Below are 17,600 nucleotides of genomic sequence, written 5' to 3' on the forward strand. Positions count from 1 at the left end.
GGTATCACCATCAACACCGCGCACGTCGAGTACAACTCGAACATTCGTCACTACGCTCACGTTGACTGCCCAGGTCACGCTGACTACGTGAAGAACATGATCACCGGTGCTGCCCAGATGGACGGCGCGATCCTGGTTTGCTCGGCCGCCGATGGTCCGATGCCACAAACCCGTGAGCACATCCTGCTGTCCCGTCAGGTAGGCGTTCCGTACATCGTGGTCTTCCTGAACAAGGCTGACCTGGTAGACGACGCTGAGCTGTTGGAACTGGTCGAGATGGAAGTTCGCGACCTGCTGTCCACCTATGACTTCCCAGGCGACGACACCCCGATCATCATCGGTTCGGCTCGTATGGCGCTGGAAGGCAAAGACGACAACGAAATGGGCACCACCGCTGTCAAGAAGCTGGTTGAGACTCTGGACAGCTACATCCCAGAGCCTGAGCGTGCTATCGACAAGCCGTTCCTGATGCCAATCGAAGACGTATTCTCGATCTCGGGTCGTGGTACCGTTGTTACCGGTCGTATCGAGCGTGGTATCGTCCGCGTTCAGGACGCCCTGGAAATCGTTGGTCTGCGTGACACCACCACCACCACCTGCACCGGTGTTGAGATGTTCCGCAAGCTGCTGGACGAAGGTCGTGCTGGCGAGAACTGCGGCGTTCTGCTGCGTGGCACCAAGCGTGACGACGTTGAGCGTGGTCAGGTTCTGGTCAAGCCAGGTTCGGTTAAGCCGCACACCAAGTTCACCGCAGAAGTTTACGTTCTGAGCAAGGAAGAAGGCGGCCGTCATACTCCGTTCTTCAAAGGCTACCGTCCACAGTTCTACTTCCGTACTACTGACGTGACCGGTAACTGCGAGCTGCCAGAAGGCGTTGAAATGGTAATGCCAGGTGACAACATCCAGATGACTGTCACTCTGATCAAAACCATCGCAATGGAAGATGGTCTGCGTTTCGCTATCCGTGAAGGCGGTCGTACCGTCGGCGCCGGTGTAGTAGCAAAGATTATCGAATAAGTAGTTGATTTCTCTCGATCAGGCCGGCATAATGGCCGGCCTGATAAGCTTTTAGGTCAGTAGCTCAATTGGCAGAGCGACGGTCTCCAAAACCGTAGGTTGGGGGTTCGATTCCCTCCTGACCTGCCAGATTCACCTCGTGTGTCTGGCTTTCTTTTCACAGGATTTTCCTAGATGACTCCCAAGGCTGAAGCCCAAGACTCTCGTTTTGATCTGCTCAAGTGGCTGGCTGTTGTCGCTTTGGTGGTTGTTGGTGTTGTGGGTAACCTCTATTACTCCGCCTCGCCGATTCTGTATCGCGTACTCGCACTGCTTGCTCTCGCTGCTGTTGCTGGCTTCATTGCCCTGCAGACAGCCAAGGGCAAGTCGTTCTTTACGCTGGTGAAGGAAGCTCGCACCGAGATTCGTAAAGTCGTATGGCCAACCCGTCAAGAAACCATGCAAACCACGCTCATCGTAGTGGCGGTTGTTCTGGTTATGGCGTTGCTGCTGTGGGGTCTCGACTCCCTGCTGGGTTGGTTGATTTCCTTGATTGTTGGCTAAGGGTGTCCCGTGGCTAAGCGTTGGTACGTTGTGCATGCTTACTCGGGTTACGAGAAGCATGTAATGCGCTCGCTGATCGAGCGCGTAAAGCTGGCTGGCATGGAAGACGGTTTCGGCGAAATTCTGGTCCCGACTGAAGAAGTAGTCGAGATGCGCAATGGCCAGAAGCGCAAGAGCGAGCGTAAGTTCTTCCCAGGTTATGTGCTGGTTCAGATGGACATGAACGAAGGTACTTGGCACTTGGTCAAGGATACCCCTCGCGTCATGGGCTTCATCGGTGGTACTGCAGACAAGCCTGCGCCTATCACTGATAAAGAAGCCGAGGCCATTCTGCGTCGCGTTGCCGACGGCAGCGACAAGCCGAAGCCGAAGACGCTGTTCGAGCCAGGTGAAGTGGTCCGCGTTATCGACGGTCCGTTCGCTGATTTCAACGGTACCGTTGAAGAAGTTAACTACGAGAAGAGCCGGATCCAAGTGGCCGTGCTTATTTTCGGTCGCTCTACTCCGGTAGAGCTTGAGTTCAGCCAGGTCGAAAAGGTCTAGCAGAACACAGCATCCCATACCCCGCAGCCCTATGTGCTGCGGGGTTTTGTCGTCACTGGGATAAAACGCAAGTAATCCGGGGAGCCTTATGGCGTTCGTACCCGATATTGGAGTAGCTCATGGCTAAGAAGATTCAGGCTTACATCAAGCTGCAAGTAAAGGCCGGCCAGGCCAACCCTAGCCCACCCGTTGGTCCAGCACTGGGTCAACACGGTGTGAACATCATGGAATTCTGCAAGGCCTTCAACGCCCGTACTCAGGGTCAAGAAGCCGGCCTGCCGACTCCAGTGATCATCACTGTTTACAGTGACCGTAGCTTCACCTTCGAAACCAAAAGCACCCCTGCTTCGGTTCTGCTGAAGAAAGCAGCTGGCCTGACCAGCGGTTCTGCGCGTCCGAACACCGTTAAAGTCGGTACTGTGACCCGTGCTCAGCTGGAAGAGATCGCAAAAATCAAAAATGCTGATCTGACTGCCGCTGACATGGAAGCAGCCGTGCGTACTATCGCCGGTTCTGCTCGCAGCATGGGCCTCAACGTGGAGGGTGTGTAATGGCTAAGCTGACCAAGCGCCAAAAGGCCATTGCTTCGAAGCTCGAAGCTGGCAAAGTCTACAACTTCGAAGACGCAGCAGTGCTGCTGGCCGAACTGTCCACCGTGAAGTTCAGCGAATCCTTCGACGTTGCTGTCAACCTCGGTGTTGACCCACGTAAATCCGACCAGGTCGTTCGTAGCGCTACTGTGCTGCCGCACGGCACTGGCAAGACCGTACGTGTTGCTGTCTTCACCCAGGGTCCAGCTGCCGAGGCCGCTCTGGCTGCCGGCGCTGACCGTGTAGGTATGGACGATCTGGCTGCCGAAATGAAAGGCGGCGACCTGAACTATGACGTCGTTATTGCTTCCCCGGACGCAATGCGTGTTGTAGGTCAGCTGGGTCAGGTTCTGGGTCCTCGCGGCCTGATGCCTAACCCTAAAGTTGGTACTGTAACTCCAGACGTTGCCACCGCGGTTAAAAACGCCAAGGCCGGTCAGGTTCGTTATCGCACCGACAAAAACGGTATCATCCACACCTCCGTTGGCAAAGTTGGCTTTGAAGCTGGCAAGCTGAAGGAAAACGTTGAAGCCCTGATCGCTGATCTGAAGCGTATCAAGCCTGCTTCTTCGAAAGGTATCTACGTCAAGCGCGTTACCCTGAGCACCACTATGGGCCCAGGTCTGGTCATCGACCAGAGCTCGCTGAACGCGTAAGACAAAAGCCGACGCGAGCGATCGCGTCCGCTTGAAAAAATTGGGGTCCCTGCCTGGCGGGGGCTATCCAAGACCGTAGGCGGCGCAAGCCTTAAACCTCAAGCCTACGCAGATGGTGCTCCCGGTTCCTTACCGAATCAGACACCAAAACGACATCCGGCTTCGGCCAGATGAAACGGTAACAAGCAGGAGTTTTACCCGTGGCAATTAAACTCGAAGACAAGAAGGCCATCGTCGCTGAAGTCAACGAGGCTGCCAAAGTCGCTCTGTCCGCTGTCGTGGCTGATGCCCGTGGTGTGACTGTAGGCGCAATGACCGGACTCCGTAAAGAGGCTCGTGAAGCTGGCGTATACGTACGTGTTGTACGTAACACCCTGCTCAAGCGCGCTGTTGCTGACACTGAATTCAGTGTCCTCAACGACGCCTTCACCGGCCCGACCCTGATCGCATTCTCCAACGAGCACCCGGGCGCCGCTGCCCGTCTGTTCAAAGAGTTCGCCAAGGGTCAGGACAAGTTCGAGATCAAGGCAGCTGCGTTTGACGGCAAGTTCCTTGCCGCTAACGAAATCGACGTGTTGGCTACCCTGCCGACCCGCGACGAGGCTATCGCGAAGCTGATGAGCGTGATCCAAGGCGCTACCAGCAAGCTGGCTCGTACCCTGGCAGCTATTCGCGACCAGAAAGAAGCTACTGCTGCCTAAGGCACAGAAAGCACTTTCGAAATCATACGTTTAATTTGATAGCTGCGTAGGCTGTCACCCCAATACAGGATTTAAGTCATGTCTCTGACTAACGAGCAAATCATCGAAGCAATCGGCCAGAAAACCGTTCTGGAAGTTGTTGAGCTGATCAAAGCAATGGAAGAAACCTTCGGCGTTACCGCTGCTGTTGCCGCTGCCGGCCCAGCTGCTGCCGCTGCCGTTGTTGAAGAACAAACCGAATTCAACGTTGTTCTGGTTGAAGCCGGCGAGAAGAAAGTCAACGTGATCAAGGCCGTTCGTGAACTGACCGGTCTGGGCCTGAAAGAAGCCAAAGAGAAAGTTGACGGCGCTCCTCAGGTTGTCGCTGAAGGCGTTTCGAAAGAAGCCGCTGAAGACGCCAAGAAGAAGCTGGAAGAAGCAGGCGCTAAAGTCGAACTCAAGTAATTTCGACTTTGCGACGCCAGCCCGAGCGTTAAGCGTAAGGCTGATGGCTGGTGGCTCATGCCACCGGCCTTTTTCCGTTATTGGCGGCTGACCAGGTCGGCGCCAGTAACGTGCTTCAACCACCGATGACGGTGGCGCAAACCAAGGGGTTTGCACGATTTTCTGGCTGCTCCCGTCGGGAGAAGCCAAACAAGCAGGTGACCAAGCTGGGGAACGCTGATGGCTTACTCATACACTGAGAAAAAACGTATCCGCAAGGACTTTAGCAAGTTGCCGGACGTCATGGATGTGCCTTACCTCCTGGCCATCCAGCTGGATTCGTATCGTGAATTCTTGCAAGCGGGAGCGACTAAAGATCAGTTCCGCGACGTGGGCCTGCATGCGGCCTTCAAATCGGTTTTCCCGATCATCAGCTACTCCGGCAATGCTGCCCTGGAGTACGTTGGCTATCGTCTGGGCGAACCGGCTTTTGATGTCAAAGAATGCGTTCTGCGCGGCGTGACCTACGCGGTACCGCTGCGGGTAAAAGTGCGCCTGATCATTTTCGACAAAGAATCGTCGAACAAAGCGATCAAGGACATCAAAGAGCAAGAAGTCTACATGGGTGAAATCCCCCTGATGACTGAAAACGGTACCTTCGTTATCAACGGTACCGAGCGTGTTATCGTTTCCCAGCTGCACCGTTCGCCAGGTGTGTTCTTCGACCACGACCGTGGCAAGACGCACAGCTCGGGCAAGCTGCTGTATTCGGCGCGTATCATTCCTTACCGCGGTTCGTGGCTGGACTTCGAGTTCGATCCGAAAGACTGTGTATTCGTCCGTATCGACCGTCGTCGCAAACTGCCTGCGTCGGTACTGCTGCGCGCGCTGGGCTACAGCACTGAAGAAGTGCTGGACGCTTTCTACACCACCAACGTATTCCACATCTCCGGCGAGAGCCTGAGCCTGGAGCTGGTGCCTCAGCGCCTGCGTGGTGAAGTTGCGGTCATGGATATCCATGACGAAACCGGCAAGGTGATTGTCGAGCAGGGTCGTCGTATTACCGCTCGTCACATCAACCAGCTGGAAAAAGCCGGCGTCAAGCAACTGGACGTTCCGATGGAATACGTCCTGGGCCGCACGACCGCCAAAGCGATCGTTCACCCGGCTACCGGCGAAATCCTGGCTGAGTGCAACACCGAGCTGAACACCGAGCTGCTGATCAAGATCGCCAAGGCTCAGGTTGTCCGTTTCGAAACGTTGTATACCAACGACATCGATTGCGGTCCGTTCATCTCCGACACCCTGAAGATCGACTCCACCAGCAATCAGCTGGAAGCGCTGGTCGAAATCTACCGGATGATGCGTCCTGGCGAGCCGCCAACCAAGGATGCTGCCGAGACCCTGTTCAACAACCTGTTCTTCAGCGCCGAGCGTTACGACCTGTCGGCCGTTGGTCGCATGAAGTTCAACCGTCGTATCGGTCGTACCGAGATCGAAGGTTCGGGCGTGCTGAGCAAGGAAGACATCGTCGAGGTCCTCAAGACCCTGGTCGATATCCGTAACGGTAAAGGCATCGTCGACGACATCGACCACTTGGGTAACCGTCGCGTTCGTTGCGTCGGCGAGATGGCCGAGAACCAGTTCCGCGTTGGCCTGGTGCGTGTAGAGCGCGCGGTCAAAGAGCGTCTGTCGATGGCCGAAAGCGAAGGCCTGATGCCGCAAGACCTGATCAACGCCAAGCCGGTTGCGGCGGCGGTGAAAGAGTTCTTCGGTTCCAGCCAGCTCTCGCAGTTCATGGACCAGAACAACCCGCTGTCCGAGATCACCCACAAGCGTCGTGTCTCTGCACTCGGCCCTGGTGGTCTGACCCGTGAGCGCGCAGGCTTCGAAGTCCGTGACGTACACCCGACCCACTACGGCCGTGTGTGCCCGATCGAGACCCCTGAAGGTCCGAACATCGGTCTGATCAACTCCCTGGCGGCCTACGCCCGCACCAACCAGTACGGCTTCCTGGAAAGCCCGTACCGCGTGGTGAAAGAGGGTGTTGTCACCGACGATATCGTGTTCCTGTCGGCGATCGAAGAAGCTGATCACGTCATCGCCCAGGCTTCGGCTGCGATGAACGACAAGAAACAACTGATCGACGAGCTGGTAGCTGTTCGTCACCTGAACGAATTCACCGTCAAGGCGCCGGAAGACGTCACCTTGATGGACGTATCGCCGAAGCAGGTAGTTTCGGTTGCTGCGTCGCTGATTCCGTTCCTCGAGCACGACGACGCCAACCGTGCGTTGATGGGTTCGAACATGCAGCGTCAGGCTGTACCAACCCTGCGTGCCGACAAGCCGCTGGTCGGTACCGGTATGGAGCGTAACGTTGCCCGTGACTCCGGCGTTTGCGTCGTGGCTCGTCGTGGTGGCGTGATCGACTCCGTCGACGCCAGCCGTATCGTGGTTCGTGTTGCCGATGACGAAGTTGAAACCGGCGAAGCTGGTGTCGACATCTACAACCTGACCAAGTACACCCGCTCGAACCAGAACACCTGCATCAACCAGCGTCCGCTGGTGAGCAAGGGTGATGTGGTTCAGCGTAGCGACATCATGGCCGACGGTCCGTCCACCGATATGGGTGAGCTGGCACTGGGTCAGAACATGCGCATCGCGTTCATGGCGTGGAACGGCTTCAACTTCGAAGACTCCATCTGCCTGTCCGAGCGTGTGGTTCAGGAAGACCGCTTCACCACGATCCACATCCAGGAACTGACCTGTGTGGCCCGTGACACCAAGCTTGGCCCAGAGGAAATCACCGCAGACATCCCGAACGTCGGTGAAGCTGCGCTGAACAAGCTGGACGAAGCCGGTATCGTTTACGTGGGTGCTGAAGTTGGCGCTGGCGACATTCTGGTTGGCAAGGTCACGCCGAAAGGCGAAACCCAGCTGACGCCAGAAGAGAAGCTGCTGCGCGCAATCTTCGGTGAGAAGGCCAGCGACGTTAAAGACACCTCCCTGCGCGTGCCTACCGGCACCAAAGGTACTGTCATCGACGTACAGGTCTTCACCCGTGACGGCGTTGAGCGCGACAGCCGTGCGCTGTCCATCGAGAAGATGCAGCTCGACGAGATCCGCAAGGACCTGAACGAAGAGTTCCGTATCGTTGAAGGTGCAACCTTCGAGCGTCTGCGTTCTGCCCTGAACGGCCAGATCGTCGATGGTGGTGCAGGCCTGAAGAAGGGCACTGAGATCACCAACGAAGTCCTGGACGGTCTGGAGCACGGCCAGTGGTTCAAACTGCGCATGGCCGAAGACGCGCTGAACGAGCAGCTCGAGAAGGCTCAGGCCTACATCGTTGATCGTCGCCGTCTGCTGGACGACAAGTTCGAAGACAAGAAGCGCAAGCTGCAGCAGGGCGATGACCTGGCTCCGGGCGTACTGAAGATCGTCAAGGTCTACTTGGCAATCCGTCGTCGCATCCAGCCGGGCGACAAGATGGCCGGTCGTCACGGTAACAAAGGTGTGGTCTCGGTGATCATGCCGGTCGAAGACATGCCGCATGACGCCAACGGTACGCCAGTTGACGTGGTACTCAACCCGCTGGGTGTACCATCGCGTATGAACGTTGGTCAGATCCTCGAAACCCACCTGGGCCTGGCGGCCAAAGGTCTGGGCGAGAAGATCAACCGCATGCTCGAAGAGCAGCGCAAGGTCATCGAGCTGCGCAAGTTCCTCACCGAGATCTACAACGAGATCGGTGGTCGTCAGGAGAGCCTGGAAGACTTCACCGACCAGGAAATCCTGGACCTGGCGAAGAACCTCAAAGGCGGTGTGCCAATGGCCACTCCAGTCTTCGACGGTGCCAAGGAGCGCGAGATCAAGGCCATGCTGAAACTGGCAGACATGCCAGAAAGCGGTCAGATGCAGCTGTTCGACGGCCGTACCGGTAACAAGTTCGAGCGTCCAGTGACCGTTGGTTACATGTACATGCTCAAGCTGAACCACTTGGTGGACGACAAGATGCACGCGCGTTCCACTGGTTCTTACAGCCTGGTTACCCAGCAGCCGCTGGGTGGTAAGGCGCAGTTCGGTGGTCAGCGTTTCGGGGAGATGGAAGTGTGGGCGCTGGAAGCATACGGCGCGGCATACACCCTGCAAGAAATGCTCACAGTGAAGTCGGACGACGTGAACGGTCGGACCAAGATGTACAAGAACATCGTGGACGGCGATCACCGTATGGAGCCGGGCATGCCCGAGTCCTTCAACGTGTTGATCAAAGAGATCCGTTCGCTCGGTATCGATATCGATCTGGAAACCGAATAACACGTGACGCGAATCGGGAGCGTGGCTGAAAAGCCCGCTCCCTGCTCCGCCAGGAGGAAAGGCCTTGAAAGACCTACTGAATTTGCTGAAAAACCAGGGTCAAGTCGAAGAGTTCGACGCCATCCGTATCGGATTGGCCTCGCCTGAGATGATCCGTTCGTGGTCGTTCGGTGAAGTTAAAAAGCCGGAAACCATCAACTACCGTACGTTCAAGCCTGAGCGTGACGGCCTGTTCTGCGCCAAGATCTTTGGCCCAGTCAAGGACTACGAGTGCCTGTGCGGTAAGTACAAGCGCCTGAAGCACCGTGGCGTCATCTGTGAGAAGTGCGGCGTTGAAGTCGCTCTGGCCAAGGTTCGTCGTGAGCGCATGGCGCACATCGAACTGGCCTCTCCGGTTGCCCACATCTGGTTCCTGAAATCGCTGCCGTCCCGTATCGGCCTGCTGATGGACATGACCCTGCGTGATATCGAACGCGTTCTCTACTTCGAGAGCTATGTCGTTATCGATCCGGGCATGACCACTCTGGAAAAAGGTCAGCTGCTGAACGACGAGCAGTACTTCGAAGCGCTGGAAGAGTTCGGTGACGACTTCGACGCCCGCATGGGTGCCGAGGCTGTGCGCGAGCTGCTGCACGCTATCGACCTGGAGCACGAGATCGGTCGCCTGCGCGAAGAAATTCCGCAGACCAACTCGGAAACCAAGATCAAGAAGCTGTCCAAGCGTCTGAAACTGATGGAAGCCTTCCAGGGCTCGGGCAACCTGCCTGAGTGGATGGTTCTGACCGTTCTGCCGGTTCTGCCGCCAGACCTGCGTCCTTTGGTTCCGCTGGATGGCGGTCGCTTCGCGACTTCCGACCTGAACGATCTGTATCGTCGGGTGATCAACCGTAACAACCGTCTGAAGCGCCTGCTCGACCTGTCCGCGCCGGACATCATCGTGCGCAACGAAAAGCGCATGCTGCAGGAAGCGGTCGACGCCTTGCTGGATAACGGCCGTCGTGGTCGTGCCATCACCGGTTCGAACAAGCGTCCTCTGAAATCCCTGGCCGACATGATCAAGGGTAAGCAAGGTCGTTTCCGTCAGAACTTGCTCGGTAAGCGTGTTGACTACTCTGGCCGTTCGGTAATTACCGTAGGTCCGACCCTGCGTCTGCACCAGTGCGGTCTGCCGAAGAAGATGGCCCTCGAGCTGTTCAAGCCGTTCATTTTCGGCAAGCTGGAAATGCGTGGTCTGGCGACCACCATCAAGGCCGCCAAGAAGATGGTCGAGCGCGAGCTGCCAGAGGTGTGGGACGTTCTCGCCGAAGTGATTCGCGAACACCCCGTGCTGCTCAACCGTGCGCCGACCCTTCACCGTCTGGGTATCCAGGCGTTTGAACCGGTACTGATCGAAGGTAAGGCTATTCAGCTGCACCCGCTGGTCTGTGCTGCGTACAACGCCGACTTCGACGGTGACCAGATGGCCGTGCACGTGCCGCTGACGCTGGAAGCCCAGCTCGAAGCGCGCGCGCTGATGATGTCGACCAACAACATTCTGTCGCCAGCCAACGGTGAGCCAATCATCGTTCCGTCGCAGGACGTTGTACTGGGTCTGTACTACATGACCCGTGAAGCCATCAACGCCAAGGGCGAAGGTCGCGTATTCGCTGACCTGCAGGAAGTCGACCGCGTATTCCGCGCCGGCGAAGCAGCCCTGCACGCGAAGATCAAGGTTCGTATCAACGAAACCGTGAACGACCGTGATGGCGGCAGCGTCAAGAACACCCGTATCGTCGACACTACCGTCGGCCGTGCGCTGTTGTTCCAGGTTGTACCACCAGGTCTGTCGTACGACGTGGTCAACCAGCCGATGAAGAAGAAGGCGATCTCCAAGCTGATCAACCAGTGCTACCGCGTGGTTGGTCTGAAAGAGACCGTGATCTTCGCTGACCAGCTGATGTACACCGGTTTTGCTTACTCGACCATTTCCGGCGTCTCGATCGGTGTTAACGACTTCGTTATCCCGGACGAAAAGGCGCGCATCATCGGTACCGCTACCGACGAAGTGAAAGAGATCGAAAGCCAGTACGCCTCCGGCCTGGTAACCCAGGGCGAGAAGTACAACAAAGTCATCGACTTGTGGTCGAAGGCGAACGATGAAGTTTCCAAGGCGATGATGGCCAACCTCTCGAAAGAGAAGGTCATCGACCGCAACGGCGACGAAGTCGAGCAAGAGTCGTTCAACTCGATGTACATGATGGCTGACTCCGGTGCCCGGGGTTCGGCAGCCCAGATTCGTCAGCTGGCCGGTATGCGTGGTCTGATGGCCAAGCCGGACGGCTCGATCATCGAGACGCCGATCACCGCGAACTTCCGTGAAGGTCTGAGCGTACTCCAGTACTTCATCTCGACTCACGGTGCTCGTAAAGGTCTGGCGGATACCGCGTTGAAAACCGCGAACTCCGGTTACCTGACTCGCCGTCTGGTAGACGTTGCGCAAGACCTGGTCGTTACCGAGATCGATTGCGGTACCGAGCAAGGCCTGCTGATGACGCCGCACATTGAAGGCGGTGACGTAGTAGAGCCGCTGGGTGAGCGTGTACTGGGCCGTGTAATTGCCCGTGACGTGTTCAAGCCAGGCACCGACGACGTGATCGTCCCTGCTGGCACCCTGGTCGACGAGAAGTGGGTTGAGTTCATCGAGCTGAACAGCATCGACGAAGTGATCGTGCGTTCGCCGATCAGCTGCGAAACCCGCTACGGCATCTGCGCCAAGTGCTACGGCCGTGACCTGGCTCGCGGTCACCAGGTGAACATCGGTGAAGCTGTCGGCGTTATCGCTGCCCAGTCGATCGGTGAGCCGGGTACCCAGCTGACCATGCGTACGTTCCACATCGGTGGTGCTGCAAGCCGGACCTCGGCTGCCGACAGCGTCCAGGTGAAAAACGGCGGTATGGTTCGTCTGCACAACCTGAAGCAGGTTGAGCGCGCCGACGGTAACCTGGTTGCCGTATCGCGTTCCGGTGAGTTGGCAATCGCCGACGAATTCGGTCGTGAGCGTGAGCGTTACAAGCTGCCGTACGGTGCTGTGATTTCCGTCAAGGAAGGCGACAAGGTCGACGCTGGCGCCATCGTCGCCAAGTGGGACCCGCACACCCACCCGATCGTTACCGAAATGAAAGGTACCGTGACCTTCGTGGGCATGGAAGAAAACATCACCATCAAGCGTCAGACTGACGAATTGACTGGTTTGACCAACATTGAAGTTCTGGACGTCAAAGACCGTCCGGCTGCAGGTAAGGAAATCCGTCCTGCAATCAAGATGGTCGACGCCAATGGCAAGGATCTGCTGCTGCCAGGTACCGACGTACCTGCTCAGTACTTCCTGCCGGCGAACGCCCTGGTTGGTGTGGCTGACGGTGCCCAGATCGGCGTCGGTGACGTTATCGCGCGTATCCCGCAAGAAACGTCGAAGACCCGTGACATCACCGGTGGTCTGCCACGCGTAGCCGACCTGTTCGAAGCGCGTCGTCCGAAAGAAGCCTCGATTCTGGCTGAAGTCAGCGGCACCATCGCCTTCGGTAAAGAGACCAAGGGCAAGCGCCGTCTGGTCATTACCCCGAACGACGGTAGCGATCCGTACGAAGAGCTGATTCCGAAGTGGCGTCACCTGAACGTCTTCGAAGGCGAACAAGTGAACCGCGGCGAAGTTATCTCCGACGGTCCAAGCGATCCGCACGACATCCTGCGTCTGCTGGGTGTCAGCGCGCTGGCCAAGTACATCGTCAACGAGATTCAGGACGTTTACCGTCTGCAAGGCGTGAAGATCAACGACAAGCACATCGAGACCATCCTGCGTCAGATGCTGCGTAAAGTTGAGATCACCGAGTCGGGTGACTCCAGCTTCATCAAGGGCGACCAGATGGAACTGACTCAGGTACTGGTAGAGAACGAGCGTCTGGGTGGTGAAGACAAATTCATCTCCAAGTTCTCCCGTGTACTGCTGGGTATCACCAAGGCCTCGCTGTCCACCGAATCGTTCATCTCGGCGGCTTCCTTCCAGGAAACCACCCGCGTACTGACCGAAGCGGCGGTAACCGGCAAGCGCGACTACCTGCGCGGCCTGAAAGAAAACGTGGTTGTGGGTCGTCTGATCCCGGCCGGTACCGGTCTGGCCTACCACAGCGAGCGCAAGCGTCGCCGTGATGCCGACAAGCCGCTGCGCGTAAGTGCCAGTGAGGTGGAAGCCGCACTGACTGAAGCGCTGAACTCCAGCGGTAACTGAAAGTAGGGCAGGGCCCCGGCTGACCCGATCCGGTCATTGACAACATAAATTGTTGCCGATGACTGGAGGAGGGAGGCTGGGGCCTCGTCTTGACTGGGGGCAAGATCCTCTTTAGACTCTTGTACCCCTAAATTTGGTGGGACTCCGTCCTGCCAATTTTTGCTTTTCTTGCAAGACAATAGCGTCGCAAGACAACAGTGGAGCTAGTAGATGGCAACTATCAACCAGCTGGTACGTCAGCCGCGTAAGCGTATCGTCGAGAAATCCGACGTTCCTGCGCTGCAGAACTGCCCGCAACGTCGTGGCGTGTGCACCCGTGTGTACACCACTACGCCGAAAAAACCTAACTCGGCACTGCGTAAAGTATGCCGTGTGCGTCTGACCAACGGTTTCGAGGTTTCCTCGTACATCGGTGGTGAAGGCCACAACCTGCAAGAGCACAGCGTGGTACTGATCCGTGGCGGTCGTGTAAAAGACTTGCCAGGTGTTCGTTACCACACCGTTCGCGGTTCCCTGGATACTTCCGGTGTTAAAGGTCGTAACCAAGGCCGTTCGAAGTACGGTACCAAGCGTCCGAAGTAATCGGCCGTTTGCAGCAATTTGCAGTTATTCATTTTATTGAGTCGATAAGAGTAAGGTCGGGCACGCACCCCTTAGGGGTCACCTGTCCCGGGCTAACCTGAAGACCGTTTGAGGGCTTATCAATGCCAAGACGTCGTGTAGCAGCCAAGCGTGAGATTCTGGACGATCCAAAATACGGAAGCCAGATCCTCGCCAAGTTCATGAACCACGTGATGGAAAGCGGTAAAAAAGCCGTTGCCGAGCGTATCGTTTACGGTGCACTGGACAAGGTCAAAGAACGCAAGAACAGCGATCCCCTGGAAATCTTCGAGAAAGCTCTCGACGCCATCGCTCCGCTGGTCGAAGTTAAGTCGCGCCGTGTAGGCGGTGCTACTTACCAGGTTCCTGTTGAAGTTCGTCCTTCCCGTCGTAACGCTCTGGCAATGCGCTGGTTGGTAGACTACGCCCGCAAGCGTGGCGAGAAGTCCATGGCCCTGCGCCTGGCTGGCGAGCTGCTGGATGCTGCTGAAGGCAAAGGTGCTGCAGTCAAGAAGCGTGAAGACGTACACCGTATGGCCGAAGCCAACAAAGCGTTCTCGCACTACCGCTTCTAATTCAGGCATCACTATTTTTGCGAGGGCTCTATGGCTCGTACTACACCAATCAACCGCTACCGTAACATTGGTATTTGCGCGCACGTTGACGCGGGCAAAACTACCACTACCGAGCGGATCCTGTTCTACACAGGTCTGAGCCACAAAATGGGCGAGGTGCACGACGGCGCCGCGACCACCGACTGGATGGTGCAGGAGCAGGAGCGGGGTATTACCATTACCTCCGCTGCTGTTACCACTTTCTGGGAAGGTTCCCGTGGCCAGTACGGCAAATACCGCGTAAACGTCATCGATACCCCCGGCCACGTTGACTTCACCATTGAAGTAGAGCGTTCGCTGCGCGTACTCGACGGCGCTGTCGTTGTATTCTGCGGTACTTCCGGCGTTGAGCCGCAGTCCGAAACCGTATGGCGTCAAGCCAACAAGTACGGTGTTCCACGTGTTGTTTACGTGAACAAGATGGACCGTGCAGGTGCAAACTTCCTGCGCGTCGTGGGTCAGATCAAAAACCGTCTGGGTCACACCCCGGTTCCTGTTCAGCTGGCTATCGGCTCGGAAGACAACTTCCAGGGCCAGGTCGACCTGATCAAGATGAAGGCGATCTACTGGAACGACGACGACAAGGGCACCACCTATCGCGAGGAAGAAATTCCTGCCGATATGCTGGACCTGGCTAACGAGTGGCGCGCCAATATGGTCGAAGCCGCTGCAGAAGCCAACGAAGAGCTGATGAACAAGTACCTTGAAGAAGGTGAGCTGACCGTCGAAGAAATCAAAGCCGGTCTGCGCGCGCGCACCCTGGCCAGCGAGATCGTTCCGGCTGTCTGCGGTTCTTCGTTCAAGAACAAGGGCGTTCCTCTGGTTCTCGATGCTGTTATCGACTTCCTGCCCGCTCCTACCGAGATTCCTGCGATCAAGGGTATCCACCCTGACCTGATCGAGAAGCCGAAGGAAGAGCTGACCGAAGCTGACTACGACGAGCGTCACGCAGACGATAGCGAGCCGTTCTCGGCGCTGGCGTTCAAGATTGCTACCGACCCGTTCGTGGGTACCCTGACCTTCGTGCGCGTTTACTCGGGCATGCTGCTGTCTGGCGACTCCGTGATCAACTCGGTCAAAGGCAAGAAAGAGCGCGTTGGTCGTATGGTGCAGATGCACGCCAACCAGCGTGAAGAGATCAAGGAAGTACTGGCAGGCGACATCGCCGCTCTGATCGGCATGAAGGACGTCACCACCGGTGACACCCTGTGCAACGCCGACAAGCCAATCATCCTTGAGCGTATGGACTTCCCGGAGCCTGTGATCTCGGTAGCTGTTGAGCCGAAGACCAAGCAGGACCAGGAGAAGATGGGTATCGCACTGGGCAAGCTGGCTCAGGAAGATCCGTCGTTCCGCGTCAAGACCGATGAAGAAACCGGCCAGACCATCATTTCCGGTATGGGCGAGCTTCACCTGGATATCCTCGTTGACCGCATGAAGCGCGAGTTCAACGTCGAAGCCAACATCGGTAAGCCTCAGGTTTCCTACCGCGAGCAGATCACCAAGGACAACGTCGAGATCGAAGGTAAATTCGTTCGTCAGTCCGGTGGTCGTGGTCAGTTCGGTCACTGCTGGATTCGCTTCTCGCAGCCATCGGTAGACGCCCAAGGCAACATCACCGAAGGCCTGGAATTCACCAACGAAGTTGTAGGTGGTGTGGTTCCTAAGGAATACATCCCGGCGATCCAGAAGGGTATCGAAGAGCAGATGAAGAACGGCATCGTTGCCGGCTATCCGCTGATCGGCCTGAAGGCAACCGTGTTTGATGGTTCCTACCACGACGTCGACTCGAACGAGATGGCGTTCAAGGTGGCCGCTTCCATGGCGACCAAGCAACTCGCAGCCAAAGGCGGCGGTAAGGTGCTTGAGCCGATCATGAAGGTAGAAGTTGTGACCCCTGAGGACTACATGGGTGACGTGATGGGTGACCTGAACCGTCGTCGTGGTCTGATCCAGGGTATGGAAGATTCGGTGTCCGGCAAGGTTGTCCGTGCTGAAGTTCCGCTCGGAGAGATGTTCGGTTATGCGACCGACGTTCGTTCCATGTCTCAGGGTCGCGCGAGCTACTCCATGGAATTCTCCAAATACGCCGAAGCTCCGTCGAATATCGTCGAAGCACTCGTTAAAAAACAAGGCTAATCCAGCCCTTTAGGCAAGAGGTTCACTGTCGTGGCTAAAGAAAAATTTGATCGTTCCCTTCCGCACGTCAACGTTGGCACCATCGGTCACGTTGACCACGGTAAAACCACTCTGACCGCAGCTCTGACTCGCGTCTGCTCCGAAGTTTTCGGTTCGGCCGTTGTTGAGTTCGACAAAATCGACTCGGCTCCAGAAGAAAAAGCTCGTGGTATCACCATCAACACCGCGCACGTCGAGTACAACTCGAACATTCGTCACTACGCTCACGTTGACTGCCCAGGTCACGCTGACTACGTGAAGAACATGATCACCGGTGCTGCCCAGATGGACGGCGCGATCCTGGTTTGCTCGGCCGCCGATGGTCCGATGCCACAAACCCGTGAGCACATCCTGCTGTCCCGTCAGGTAGGCGTTCCGTACATCGTGGTCTTCCTGAACAAGGCTGACCTGGTAGACGACGCTGAGCTGTTGGAACTGGTCGAGATGGAAGTTCGCGACCTGCTGTCCACCTATGACTTCCCAGGCGACGACACCCCGATCATCATCGGTTCGGCTCGTATGGCGCTGGAAGGCAAAGACGACAACGAAATGGGCACCACCGCTGTCAAGAAGCTGGTTGAGACTCTGGACAGCTACATCCCAGAGCCTGAGCGTGCTATCGACAAGCCGTTCCTGATGCCAATCGAAGACGTATTCTCGATCTCGGGTCGTGGTACCGTTGTTACCGGTCGTATCGAGCGTGGTATCGTCCGCGTTCAGGACGCCCTGGAAATCGTTGGTCTGCGTGACACCACCACCACCACCTGCACCGGTGTTGAGATGTTCCGCAAGCTGCTGGACGAAGGTCGTGCTGGCGAGAACTGCGGCGTTCTGCTGCGTGGCACCAAGCGTGACGACGTTGAGCGTGGTCAGGTTCTGGTCAAGCCAGGTTCGGTTAAGCCGCACACCAAGTTCACCGCAGAAGTTTACGTTCTGAGCAAGGAAGAAGGCGGCCGTCATACTCCGTTCTTCAAAGGCTACCGTCCACAGTTCTACTTCCGTACTACTGACGTGACCGGTAACTGCGAGCTGCCAGAAGGCGTTGAAATGGTAATGCCAGGTGACAACATCCAGATGACTGTCACTCTGATCAAAACCATCGCAATGGAAGATGGTCTGCGTTTCGCTATCCGTGAAGGCGGTCGTACCGTCGGCGC

The 17,600-nt window shown here is 56.8% G+C and carries 13 protein-coding genes and 1 tRNA gene; all 14 read left to right on the forward strand.

Going from position 1 to position 17,600, the window contains the following annotated elements:
- A partial coding sequence (gene tuf / locus DM813_RS00055) for an elongation factor Tu (RefSeq protein WP_128321420.1) occupies nt 1-1,017 on the forward strand: 1,017 nt, incomplete at its 5' end.
- Nucleotides 1,018-1,070: 53 nt separating this feature from the next.
- A tRNA-Trp gene (locus DM813_RS00060) sits at nt 1,071-1,146 on the forward strand.
- Nucleotides 1,147-1,191: 45 nt separating this feature from the next.
- Nucleotides 1,192-1,560: a preprotein translocase subunit SecE gene (secE, locus tag DM813_RS00065; protein WP_128321421.1), complete on the forward strand. Its 369-nt coding sequence runs from the start codon at nt 1,192-1,194 to the stop codon at nt 1,558-1,560.
- 9 nt (nt 1,561-1,569) lie between these two features.
- A complete protein-coding gene (gene nusG, locus DM813_RS00070) occupies nt 1,570-2,103 on the forward strand; it encodes a transcription termination/antitermination protein NusG (RefSeq protein ID WP_010220294.1) in 534 nt (177 codons plus the stop codon).
- Nucleotides 2,104-2,222: 119 nt separating this feature from the next.
- The gene (gene rplK / locus DM813_RS00075) at nt 2,223-2,654 is read left to right on the forward strand and encodes a 50S ribosomal protein L11 (protein ID WP_128321422.1); all 432 of its coding nucleotides are present in this window, start codon (nt 2,223-2,225) and stop codon (nt 2,652-2,654) included.
- Nucleotides 2,654-3,349, forward strand: a complete 696-nt coding sequence (gene rplA, locus DM813_RS00080) for a 50S ribosomal protein L1 (protein WP_028944938.1) — start codon at nt 2,654-2,656, stop codon at nt 3,347-3,349. Before rplK ends, rplA begins: the two co-directional genes overlap by 1 nt.
- A gap of 200 nt (nt 3,350-3,549) precedes the next feature.
- Nucleotides 3,550-4,050: a 50S ribosomal protein L10 gene (rplJ, locus tag DM813_RS00085; protein ID WP_028944939.1), complete on the forward strand. Its 501-nt coding sequence runs from the start codon at nt 3,550-3,552 to the stop codon at nt 4,048-4,050.
- A gap of 78 nt (nt 4,051-4,128) precedes the next feature.
- The gene (gene rplL / locus DM813_RS00090; protein WP_007957596.1) at nt 4,129-4,494 is read left to right on the forward strand and encodes a 50S ribosomal protein L7/L12; all 366 of its coding nucleotides are present in this window, start codon (nt 4,129-4,131) and stop codon (nt 4,492-4,494) included.
- 219 nt (nt 4,495-4,713) lie between these two features.
- Nucleotides 4,714-8,787 carry a DNA-directed RNA polymerase subunit beta gene (gene rpoB / locus DM813_RS00095; RefSeq protein WP_128321423.1) on the forward strand — a complete coding sequence of 1,358 codons (4,074 nt, stop codon included), beginning with the start codon at nt 4,714-4,716 and terminating at the stop codon, nt 8,785-8,787.
- Between the two features lie 64 nt (nt 8,788-8,851).
- Nucleotides 8,852-13,051, forward strand: a complete 4,200-nt coding sequence (gene rpoC / locus DM813_RS00100) for a DNA-directed RNA polymerase subunit beta' (RefSeq protein WP_128321424.1) — start codon at nt 8,852-8,854, stop codon at nt 13,049-13,051.
- A 210-nt stretch (nt 13,052-13,261) separates the two neighbouring features.
- Nucleotides 13,262-13,633: a 30S ribosomal protein S12 gene (rpsL, locus tag DM813_RS00105; protein WP_003186084.1), complete on the forward strand. Its 372-nt coding sequence runs from the start codon at nt 13,262-13,264 to the stop codon at nt 13,631-13,633.
- Nucleotides 13,634-13,755: 122 nt separating this feature from the next.
- A complete protein-coding gene (gene rpsG / locus DM813_RS00110; RefSeq protein ID WP_008089143.1) occupies nt 13,756-14,226 on the forward strand; it encodes a 30S ribosomal protein S7 in 471 nt (156 codons plus the stop codon).
- 30 nt (nt 14,227-14,256) lie between these two features.
- Nucleotides 14,257-16,404 (forward strand): elongation factor G, encoded by a 2,148-nt coding sequence (fusA, locus tag DM813_RS00115; protein ID WP_128321425.1) that lies wholly within the window; start codon nt 14,257-14,259, stop codon nt 16,402-16,404.
- Nucleotides 16,405-16,434: 30 nt separating this feature from the next.
- A partial coding sequence (gene tuf / locus DM813_RS00120) for an elongation factor Tu (RefSeq protein WP_128321426.1) occupies nt 16,435-17,600 on the forward strand: 1,166 nt, incomplete at its 3' end.

The sequence above is a fragment of the Pseudomonas alkylphenolica genome, from assembly GCF_004025535.1.
Classification (GTDB): domain Bacteria; phylum Pseudomonadota; class Gammaproteobacteria; order Pseudomonadales; family Pseudomonadaceae; genus Aquipseudomonas; species Aquipseudomonas alkylphenolica_A.

Excerpts from the sequence above, each read along its gene's own strand:
- rplK (WP_128321422.1), top strand. The coding sequence starts at position 2,223 with ATGGCTAAGAAGATTCAGGCTTACATCAAGCTGCAAGTAAAGGCCGGC.
- secE (WP_128321421.1), top strand. The coding sequence starts at position 1,192 with ATGACTCCCAAGGCTGAAGCCCAAGACTCTCGTTTTGATCTGCTCAAG.
- rpsL (WP_003186084.1), top strand. The coding sequence starts at position 13,262 with ATGGCAACTATCAACCAGCTGGTACGTCAGCCGCGTAAGCGTATCGTC.
- fusA (WP_128321425.1), top strand. The coding sequence starts at position 14,257 with ATGGCTCGTACTACACCAATCAACCGCTACCGTAACATTGGTATTTGC.
- rplA (WP_028944938.1), top strand. The coding sequence starts at position 2,654 with ATGGCTAAGCTGACCAAGCGCCAAAAGGCCATTGCTTCGAAGCTCGAA.
- rpsG (WP_008089143.1), top strand. The coding sequence starts at position 13,756 with ATGCCAAGACGTCGTGTAGCAGCCAAGCGTGAGATTCTGGACGATCCA.
- rplL (WP_007957596.1), top strand. The coding sequence starts at position 4,129 with ATGTCTCTGACTAACGAGCAAATCATCGAAGCAATCGGCCAGAAAACC.
- rpoB (WP_128321423.1), top strand. The coding sequence starts at position 4,714 with ATGGCTTACTCATACACTGAGAAAAAACGTATCCGCAAGGACTTTAGC.